Source organism: Mycobacterium sp. NPDC050041 (assembly GCF_049541695.1).
Lineage (GTDB): Bacteria > Actinomycetota > Actinomycetes > Mycobacteriales > Mycobacteriaceae > Mycobacterium.
Genome location: NZ_JBMVDG010000004.1, coordinates 237,600 through 246,706 on the forward strand (window position 1 = coordinate 237,600; position 9,107 = coordinate 246,706).

The following is a 9,107-nucleotide window of genomic DNA, read 5'->3' on the forward strand; positions in this document are numbered from 1 at the left end:
TTCCTCTGTGCCGGCCGGTTCGATCCGATCGACGAATCGCATCGGCCGTCCGCCCCCGGTGGCGTCGTACTTCGCGACCTTGCGCGCGAGGCGGAATGGAACAATGCCTTGCGGCAGGCGGATGTCGAGGATGTGCGCGTCGGCCCGATGGTGCACCTGGCGTCCCCTCGCCAGCCCGGGCTTGCGTCCCAGCGCCCTGCGCGTCCGGCGGTAGACGATTCCGCCGAGCGAACGGACGAGGAATGTCACGTCGTCGGCGAGCTGCTCCGAGGCCGTTCCGTACTGTATGCGGCACGTCCGACCCGACTGCGTGACCGGACCTCCATCGGAATCGAAAAGCCCCTGCAGGACGGCCAATCGGACGTCTGCGGTATTGCGCAGATATTGGACGGGAACGAACTTGTCGTCCGACTTCGTGCCGGCGAGGCTGAGTTGGCGCAGGGCCGTCGTGACGGGATTGGCGCCTCGACCGCCGGCGCCGACCTGGCCGACCAGTACGTAGTCGACGTCGGACCGTCGCCGGACGATGATCCCGGGAATCAAATGCTGCAGCGCTGCCGCCAACTCCGGATCCCTGGTGGTGAATCCGGGGGACGTTCGGTCCGAGATGCATCCGTCGCCGAGCAGCAGTCCGAGGGCGTAGGGGTCGAGAGGCACCGGTTGTGACTCGAACTCGACCGGCGAGCTCAGTAGCGGCAGTTCGTAACGGTGAGAGTGGGCAGCCCGGAGGTTGCCGATCATCTCCTTCGTCTGCAGGACGCGGGCGGGCTTGCCTCGCCGCCTGTCTTCCTTGGTGTGCACAGCCCACAGATGGTCGCCGGATGCCAGCGTGGACGAACCGTCCTGTGCGTGCACCCGGTAGATCTCTTTGAATCCTTGCGGATAGATGCCGAGCACCTCCGTCGGACGGCCGTCCGACCCGATCACGGAGTCCCCGACCTTCAGATCCCCGATCGCCTGGAAGCCGTCCGGCGTCAGCACCTTGGTGAACAGCGGTTGCGCGCGGCCACGCATGTATGCCAGCGGCGCGACCTCGATGACGCCCGCACTCATCAGCTTCGGGATCAGCTCGGGATCCATCATGTCGTGCAGCGCGTCGTACAGCGGCCGCAGGTACGGGTCGATCTTCTCGCTCAGCGTGCCGGGCAGGAAGCCGAGACGCTCACCTGCCTCCACCGCCGGGCGGGTCAGGATGATCCGGCTGACCTGTTTGGACTGCAGCGCGTTGACGGCCTTGGCCATCGCCAGGTAGGTCTTGCCGGTGCCCGCCGGCCCGATGCCGAAGACGATGGTGTGCGCGTCGATGGCGTCGACATAGCGCTTCTGGTTCAGCGTCTTGGGCCGGATGGTCTTGCCGCGCCGCGACAGGATGTCCAGCGTCAGCACCTCGGCCGGTGACTCGTTGCCGGTGCCGGTGAGCATCGCCACGCTGTGCCGGATGGCGTCGGGCGTGAGCCGCTGACCGCTGCCTGCGATGGCCAGCAGTTCGGAGACCACCCGCTCGGCGAGGGCCACGTCGGCCGGCTCTCCGGTCATGGTGAGGGAGTTGCCGCGGACGTGGATGTCGGCGGTGAGGAGTTCTTCGAGTGCGCGCAGGTTCTCGTCGGCGGAACCGAGCAGTCCCATGACGAGGTCGTGCGGAACATCGATGCTGCTGCGCACCGGTGCGGCCGGTGCCGGGCCAGCGTTCGTCTCGCGTGGCGTCACGTGGGTTTTTCTGCCTGCTTCCTGGTTGCTCTACGGGCGCTCTTGACAGCCCAGTCTACCGCCGGGTACCGACGGACCCCAATGCATAACCGAAGCACGGGTACCGCCGCGGCCGCCTGCTGGACCGCCGGCGCGGTCGGCTATCTGCTCGCCGAGACCGTCGCCGCCGTGCATTACCCCGGCTACAGCTACGTGCACGACGCGATCAGCGACCTCGGTACACCGGAATCTCCCTCGGCAGTGCTGATGAATGCCGGGTTCTGCCTGCAGGGGGCGATGTTCGTGCTCGGCGCCGTGCTGGCGGTACGGGCCGTTCGACCGCCCCGGCCCGCGCCGGTGCTGGTCTGTGCGGCGGCGAACGCCACCGGGAACGTGCTCGTCGCGACGGTGCACAGCGGCGCGGGACCCTGGCACGTCGTCGGAGCGGTGCTGGCGATCGCCGGCGGCAACCTGACCGCGCTGCCCGCCGCCCGGATGCTGCGCCCCACCGCCGTCCGGTGGGCGTCGGTGGCACTCGGCGTCACCGGGTTGGTCTGCGCCGCGATGTGGGTGGTCACCGACCGGCTGCCGGGCCCGGTACTGGAGCGGGTGAGCGTATACACCATCATCGCCTGGCAGCTGCTCGCAGCGGCGGCGCTACTGCCAGCGCTGCGTGAGCGCACCCAGGGCGCCGAGCGCGACGGCGGCCGCCGTTGACGTCCGCAGCACCGACGGGCCCAGCCGCACGGCCTGCGCGCCCGCGCCGGTGAGCGCGCTCACCTCGTCGTCGGTGATGCCGCCCTCCGGGCCGATGATCAGCATCAGCGAATCTGCCTGCGCCACGGCGACTTCGGTGATCGGCCTGCTCGCCGACTCGTGCAGTATCAGTGCGGTGACCGCGGCATCGGCGCGCAGCCGGCTCACCAGGTCGGCCGTCGAGAGCACCCCGGTGACGGCCGGGATGAACGAGCGGCGGGACTGTCGAGAGGCCGCCCGCGCCACCGCGCTCCAGCGCCGCAGACCCTTGTCCACCTTCGCCGCGGATTCCCAGCGCGCCACGCAACGCGCCGCCTGCCAGGCCACCACCGCGTCCGCTCCGGCCTCGGTGGCCAGTTCGACGGCCAGCTCCGAGCGCTCGGACTTCGGGATGGCCTGCACCACGGTGACCGACGGTGCGGCGGGCGCCACGGTGCGGCGCTGCAGCACCCGCGCGGTGAGGCGGCCCTTGCCGGTCTCGGTGACCTCACAGTGCGCGACGACGCCCGCGCCGTCGCCCAGGTCGAGCCGCTCACCGACCCTGATCCGCCGCACGTTGGCGGCGTGGAAGCCCTCGTCGCCGCTTACGGTCACCGGCAGCCCCTCGGCGGGGACCGCGTCGACGTAGAACAGCGCGTCGGTCATCGAGGACGGATGGGCGGCTCAGCGGCCGCTGAACGTCTCACGCAGGCGGCTGAACAACCCGCCCGATGCCGCAGGCGACTGGGTCGAGCGGACCTCGGCGGCGTCGCGAACGCGGTGCTCCTTGAGCTGGCGGAGCAGCTCGGTGTCCTGGGTGTCCAGCCGGGTCGGCACCACCACGTCGATGTGGGCGTGCAGATCGCCACGCACTCCCGAGCGCAGATGGGGCATGCCGTGGCCGCGCAGGGTGACCACCGCCCCGGGCTGGGTGCCTGCCGGGATCGTGATCTCGGTCGGGCCGTCGAGAATGGCGTCGACGGTCACGGCGGTGCCGAGTGCGGCGTCGATCATCGGCACGGAGACGAAGCAGCGCAGGTCGTCGCCGTCGCGGACGAACACGTCGTGCGGCTTCTCGTGCACCTCGACGTAGAGGTCGCCGGCCGGCCCGCCGCCAGGTCCGACCTCGCCCTGGGCGGCCAGCCTGACCCGCATGCCGTCGCCGACGCCCGCGGGGATCTTCACGCTGATGTCGCGGCGGGCGCGCACCCGGCCGTCGCCGCCGCAGCGGTGACACGGGTCGGGGATGACCTCACCCACGCCTGCGCACACCGGGCACGGCCGGGACGTCATCACCTGGCCGAGCAGCGAGCGCTGCACGGTCTGCACCTCGCCGCGGCCGCCGCAGGTGTCACAGGCCACCGGGGTGGAGTTGCCGTGCGTGCCCTTGCCCTTGCAGAGGTCGCAGAGCACCGCGGTGTCGACCGTGACCTGCTTGGTCACGCCGGTGGCGCACTCGGTCAGGTCGAGCCGCATCCGCAGCAGCGAATCCGATCCGGGCCGGACCCGGCCGACCGGGCCGCGCGACCCGGCGCCGCCGCCGAAGAACGCCTCGAACACGTCGCCGAGGCCGCCGAACCCGCCGCCGAATCCGCCGTTGGCGCCGCCGCCCGCGGTCTCCAGCGGATCACCGCCGAGGTCGACGATGCGCCGCTTCTCGGGATCGGAGAGCACCTCGTAGGCGACGCTGATCTCCTTGAACCGCGCCTGGGCGGCCTCGTCGGGATTGACATCGGGGTGCAGTTCGCGCGCGAGCCTGCGGTAGGCGCGCTTGATCTCCGATTCACTCGCGCCCTTGCTGACTCCGAGCAAGCCGTAATAATCGCGTGCCACGCTTCGCCTGTTCTGTCCTGTCGCCGGCCCGTCCGGGCTCAGCGGCTGCCTAAGACTTCGCCGATGTAGAGAGCAACCGCAGCGACATTAGCGATAGTTCCCGGATAGTCCATTCGTGTGGGCCCCAGCACACCCATGCCGCCGTACACCTTGCCCGAACTGCCGTACGCCGTGCTGACCACCGACGTGCCCGCCATCTGCTCGGCCTCGGTCTCGTGGCCGATGCGCACGGTCACCTTGCCTGCCTCCTGCTGCACGGCCAGCAACCGCAACACCACCACCTGCTCCTCGAGCGCCTCGAGGACCGAGCGCAACGAACCGCCGAAGTCGGCGGTGTTGCGGGTGAGGTTGGCGGTGCCGCCGAGCAGCAGCCGTTCCTCTCTGTGCTCCACCAGCGTCTCCACCAGCACGGTGGCCGACCGGCCGACCGCGTCGGACAGCCCACCGGACCCGTCGAGGTGCGCCGCCAGATCCGAGACCGCCACGGTCGCCGCCGTGAGCGGCTTGCCCTCGAGCGCCTGGCCCAGCAGCTCGCGCAGCTTCGAGAGTTGGTGGTCGTCGATCGCGTCGCCGAGTTCGACGATGCGCTGGTCGACCCGTCCGGTGTCGGTGATCACCACCAGCAGCAGCCGCGCCGGGGTCAGCGCCACCACCTCGAGGTGGCGCACCGTGGACGTGGTCAGCGTCGGGTACTGCACCACCGCGACCTGCCGGGTGAGCTGTGCCAGCAGCCGCACCGCGCGGCGCAGCACGTCGTCGAGGTCGACGCCGTTCTCCAGGAACGTCAGGATGGCCCGCCGTTCCGAGGACGACAGCGGCTTGACCTCGTCGAGGCGGTCGACGAACTCGCGGTAGCCCTTCTCGGTGGGCACCCGGCCCGAGCTGGTGTGCGGCTGGGTGATGTACCCCTCCGCCTCGAGCACGGCCATGTCGTTGCGCACGGTGGCGCTCGACACGCCCAGGTTGTGCCGCTCGACGAGCGTCTTGGAGCCGATCGGCTCCTTGGTGGTCACGAAGTCGGCGACGATGGCCTGCAGTACCTCGAACCGACGATCGTCGGCACTTCCCATGTGTTCACCTGCCCCTGCCACTCGAGTTTGACACCATTTTACGGTGACGGGCGTCGCGGCCTCCGCGCGAGCGGCTGATCAGCCCCGCGACGGGTCGCGTCAGGCTCGGCTAACCTGGCGAACCGGGGTTGAAAAGCACGGGGGACCGAGTGCCGAAGGCGCGCCGATGATCTTCAAGGGTGTCCGCGAGGGCAAGCCGTATCCCGACCACGGGTTGAGCTACCGAGACTGGTCGCGCATCCCGCCGCGGCAACTGCGCCTCGACGAACTGGTGACCACCACCACCGTGCTGGCGCTCGACCGGCTGCTGTCAGAGGACTCGACGTTCTACGGCGATCTCTTCCCGCACGCCGTCCGCTGGCGCGGGGTCGTCTACCTGGAGGACGGCCTGCACCGCGCGGTGCGTGCGGCGCTGCGGAACCGGATCGTGCTGCATGCCCGCCTGTTCGACATGGACGTCCCGCTGGCCGCCCAGCAGGGTTGACCGCTGCGAGCGGCCAGACGATCGCGAAGCGAACCCGGACGATGAAGCCTTGTCCGGCGCCGCGGCCGACCCTACGTTTCGGTGCATGACCACAGTGCTGATCACCGGCTGCTCCTCCGGCTACGGTCTGACGACCGCGCGCCGGTTCCTCGACGAGGGTTTCGACGTCATCGCCACAATGCGCACCCCGCGCACTGACGTGCTGCCCCGATCGGAGCGGTTGCGGGTGACCGCGCTCGACGTCACGTCGGCGGAGAGCGTCGCCGCCGCCGTGGCCGACAGTGGACCGATCGACGTCCTGGTCAACAACGCGGGGATCGGCGTCGTGGGGGCGTTCGAGGCCACGCCGATGCAGACCACCCGGGAGTTGTTCGACACCAACACCTTCGGCGTGATGGCGATGACGCAGGCCGTCGTGCCGCAGATGCGCACCCGGGGGTCGGGCGTGATCGTGAACGTCACCTCCAGCGTGACGCTGGCCGCGATGCCGCTTGCCGCGGTGTACACCGCCAGCAAGATGGCCGTCGAGGGTTTCACAGCGTCGCTGGCACTCGAACTCGGCTTCTTCGGCGTGCGCGCCAAACTCGTCGAGCCCGGGTACGGCCCTTCGACCAGCTTCGCCGCCAACGGCAGCCACCGGATGGCCGGCCTCATCCCCCCGGTCTACGAGCCGTTCGCCGCGCCGGTCATGGCGTCGTTCGGCGACGCCGGACTCGCGACCACCCCCGAGGACGTCGCCGAGGTGGTGCTGTTCGCCGCCACCGACACCTCCGAGCGGCTCAGGTACCCCGCGGGCGCGGACGCTGTGGCGCTCGCCGAATCGACCGCGGGGGTTTAGCGTCTGGGGGTGGGCACACCCGACACCGCGGGCACCGCCCCTGGACCGGTGGAGGAACTGCTCGGCCTGCTCCGACCGGAGGCGGTGCTGTCGAAGGTCATCGACGGCGCAGGCAGTTGGGGTGTCCGCAAGCCCCGCTACGGCGACCCCGCGTTCTGCGTGATGCTGCAGGGATCGTGCGTCCTGGAGGCCGACGGGCTCGACGCCATCGACCTGCGCGACGGCGACTTCCTGCTGCTCCCGGAGACACCGGGCTTCACCCTGAGCGCGAGCCGCGGCGTCGAACCCGTCCCCACCCCACTCGATCACGGTCGCCGCACCCGCCACGGCGGCGAGTCGGAGCCGGTGACGATGCGCATGCTCGGCGGGTACTTCCGCGTCGATCCCACCAACGGGCCACTGCTGGTGCCGCTGTTGCCGCCTGCCGTCCTAGTGCGCCGCGACGAACCCGGCTCGGCGCGGCTCAGCCGGATCGTCGAGCTGATCGCCGAGGAGGCCGACGGCGAAAGTCCCTGCCGCGAGGCGATTCTGCAGCGGCTCGTCGAGGTGCTGCTGATGGAGGCGATCCGGATCGCACCGGCGCCCGTCGACGGGGAGCAGCGCGGGCTGCTCGCGGGACTGTCCGACACCGTACTGGCGCCCGCCCTGACGCAGCTGCACGCCGACCTCGCTCGCGGCTGGACGGTGCAGCACCTCGCGCGCGCCGCATCGGTGTCCCGCGCGGTGTTCGCGCAGCGATTCACCGACATCGTGGGGATGCCGCCGATGCAGTACGTGCTGCAGTGGCGGCTGGCCACGGCCAGGGAACTCCTGCGGTCCGGACGGCTGTCCACGGCCCAGATCGCCCAGCGCGTCGGCTACCAGTCCCCCACCGCGTTCAGCACCGCCTTCGCCCGGCACACCGGTTGCACGCCAACCGAATACGCCCGCCGGATGCAGCGGGACGGCAGGCCGGACTAGCCGCCCGCAGCCGCCATCGCCTCGCGCAGGCTCCTCGGCCGCAGGTCCGCCCAGTTCTCCTCCACGTAGGCCAGGCAGTCGGCGCGGGTGCTCTCGCCGAACACCACCCGCCACCCCGCGGGCACCCCGGCGAACGCCGGCCACAGACTGTGCTGGTCCTCGTCGTTGACCAGCACGAAGAACTGGCCGCTGTCGTCATCGAAGGGGTTGGTGCTCATCGCTTCTCCTGATCGATCGTTGCGTGGACGGCTCGAATGCGGCGCCCAGAACGCGGTCGGACAACAGCCCGAGGCAGCTGAGGTTGGGGAACCCCGGTCCCTGGGTCAGCCCGGCCAGGCCGGGCAGGAACAACTTGGGTGCGAGATGGTCCACCGACAGGTCGTCACCGATCGACTCCTGCAGCGCCTCGCCCGTGAGTGGACCGCCCAGCCCCAGCTCCAGCAGGTCGAGCGCCTCCTGACGGAACAGCGGCACGAACCACAGCGCGTCCGCGCCGGACCCGTCGATCACCAGGTCGAAGCCGTGCACGGTCTCGAGCCGCTCACCGACCCGGTCGGTCTGCAGGGTCAGCCGGATCCGGTCGTCGCGGGCCACCGCGTGGGCCACGCGGCCGCGCAGATGACGAATGCGGTCGTCGGCGAGCAGTGCCTCCTGCACCCGCGCCGAGAACACCCCGCGGTCGGTCCGCAGCATCGCGTCGCGACGCTCACCCAGCGTCAGCCCGGCCCAGTGGGTGGGGTCGGAGTACAGCGTGTTCTCGAAGAAGCCCTCACCCCGGGTGAACAGCGTGACCTGCGGCGAGATCACGGTGATCGTCGAAACCCGGTGCCGGAACAGCTCGTTGAGCATCGTCGCGGCCGTCTCGCCGCCACCGATCACGGCGACGCGTTCGGCCGCGATCAACTCGTGCGCTGCGGCCCGGTGCCAGAACTGGGCGATCGAGAGCACCCGCGGGTTGCCCGGCAGGATGGAGCGCTCGGCCTGCCCGGGACCGGTGATCATCAGCGCGTCGGCCTCCACCGCCGTCTCGCGGGTCTCCAACACCCAGCGCGCGGTGTCGGCGCCCGCGTCCACGGTGATGCCGGTGACCTCGCCGTTGACCACGCTCATCCCTACGTTGTCGGCCACCCAGCGCAGGTACTGGCTCCACCTGCGGTGCGTCGGCGCCGGCCGGCCGCGGTCGATCCACTCGGCGAACTGACCGGTCGACACCAGATAGGACTGCCAGCTGTGACGCATCATCCTGACGTCGAGTTCGGCGTTGCGGCGCGGCACCAGCGAGGACCGGTAGGGAAACCCGACGTCCTTCTCCGGGCTGGTGCCCAGCCGGTGCTGGCCGTCGGTCCATCCCCCGCTGGCCTGCCAGTTGGCGGCCACCGCGGTGCGCTCGATCGCCACCACGGCCGGCACGTCGACGCCCATGCCGCGCAGTTCGGCGGCCTTGGCGGCCACCGCGACACCCTTGGCGCCCGCGCCGATCACCGCCAGTGTGCGGCTCATG

General features: G+C 70.5%; 9 protein-coding genes and 2 pseudogenes. 4 read left to right on the forward strand and 7 right to left on the reverse strand.

Translation table 11 applies throughout. The features are described from left to right. Window positions 1-204: 204 nt before the first annotated feature. Both ACPCHZ_RS15485 and ACPCHZ_RS15490 read right to left on the reverse strand, forming a co-directional pair. Window positions 205-1,014 (reverse strand): annotated as a pseudogene (locus ACPCHZ_RS15485) (LAGLIDADG family homing endonuclease); the annotation flags it as partial. Further along, a pseudogene (locus ACPCHZ_RS15490) lies at window positions 1,003-1,707 on the reverse strand (PhoH family protein); the annotation flags it as partial. The pseudogenes ACPCHZ_RS15485 and ACPCHZ_RS15490, both read right to left, overlap by 12 nt. 81 nt (window positions 1,708-1,788) lie before the next feature. Here ACPCHZ_RS15490 and ACPCHZ_RS15495 point away from each other — a divergent pair. After that, a complete protein-coding gene (locus ACPCHZ_RS15495) occupies window positions 1,789-2,403 on the forward strand; it encodes a DUF998 domain-containing protein (RefSeq protein ID WP_423485543.1) in 615 nt (204 codons plus the stop codon). Here the strand turns inward: ACPCHZ_RS15495 and ACPCHZ_RS15500 are convergent. The 3 genes from ACPCHZ_RS15500 to hrcA are packed head-to-tail and all read right to left on the reverse strand — an operon-like array spanning window position 2,344 to window position 5,324. Beyond that, a complete protein-coding gene (locus ACPCHZ_RS15500; protein ID WP_423485544.1) occupies window positions 2,344-3,087 on the reverse strand; it encodes a 16S rRNA (uracil(1498)-N(3))-methyltransferase in 744 nt (247 codons plus the stop codon). The genes ACPCHZ_RS15495 and ACPCHZ_RS15500 overlap by 60 nt on opposite strands. 18 nt (window positions 3,088-3,105) lie before the next feature. Then, entirely contained in the window at window positions 3,106-4,254 is a 1,149-nt protein-coding gene (gene dnaJ / locus ACPCHZ_RS15505) for a molecular chaperone DnaJ (RefSeq protein ID WP_423485545.1), read from the reverse strand. Between the two features lie 38 nt (window positions 4,255-4,292). Continuing rightward, a complete protein-coding gene (gene hrcA, locus ACPCHZ_RS15510; RefSeq protein WP_423485546.1) occupies window positions 4,293-5,324 on the reverse strand; it encodes a heat-inducible transcriptional repressor HrcA in 1,032 nt (343 codons plus the stop codon). Between the two features lie 166 nt (window positions 5,325-5,490). Between hrcA and ACPCHZ_RS15515 the strand changes: the two genes are divergently transcribed. The 3 genes from ACPCHZ_RS15515 (at window position 5,491) to ACPCHZ_RS15525 (ending at window position 7,606) form a co-directional block, all read left to right on the forward strand. Further along, the gene (locus ACPCHZ_RS15515) at window positions 5,491-5,808 is read left to right on the forward strand and encodes a type II toxin-antitoxin system VapB family antitoxin (protein WP_264011527.1); all 318 of its coding nucleotides are present in this window, start codon (window positions 5,491-5,493) and stop codon (window positions 5,806-5,808) included. An 85-nt stretch (window positions 5,809-5,893) separates the two neighbouring features. Continuing rightward, entirely contained in the window at window positions 5,894-6,646 is a 753-nt protein-coding gene (locus ACPCHZ_RS15520) for an SDR family oxidoreductase (protein WP_423485547.1), read from the forward strand. Window positions 6,647-6,655: 9 nt separating this feature from the next. After that, entirely contained in the window at window positions 6,656-7,606 is a 951-nt protein-coding gene (locus ACPCHZ_RS15525) for an AraC family transcriptional regulator (RefSeq protein ID WP_423485548.1), read from the forward strand. Here ACPCHZ_RS15525 and ACPCHZ_RS15530 read toward each other — a convergent pair. After that, on the reverse strand, window positions 7,603-7,824 hold the full coding sequence (locus tag ACPCHZ_RS15530) for an MbtH family protein (RefSeq protein ID WP_269893304.1): 222 nt from the start codon (window positions 7,822-7,824) through the stop codon (window positions 7,603-7,605). The genes ACPCHZ_RS15525 and ACPCHZ_RS15530 overlap by 4 nt on opposite strands. Beyond that, a complete protein-coding gene (gene mbtG / locus ACPCHZ_RS15535) occupies window positions 7,802-9,106 on the reverse strand; it encodes an NADPH-dependent L-lysine N(6)-monooxygenase MbtG (RefSeq protein WP_423485549.1) in 1,305 nt (434 codons plus the stop codon). Before mbtG ends, ACPCHZ_RS15530 begins: the two co-directional genes overlap by 23 nt. Window position 9,107 lies beyond the last annotated feature (1 nt).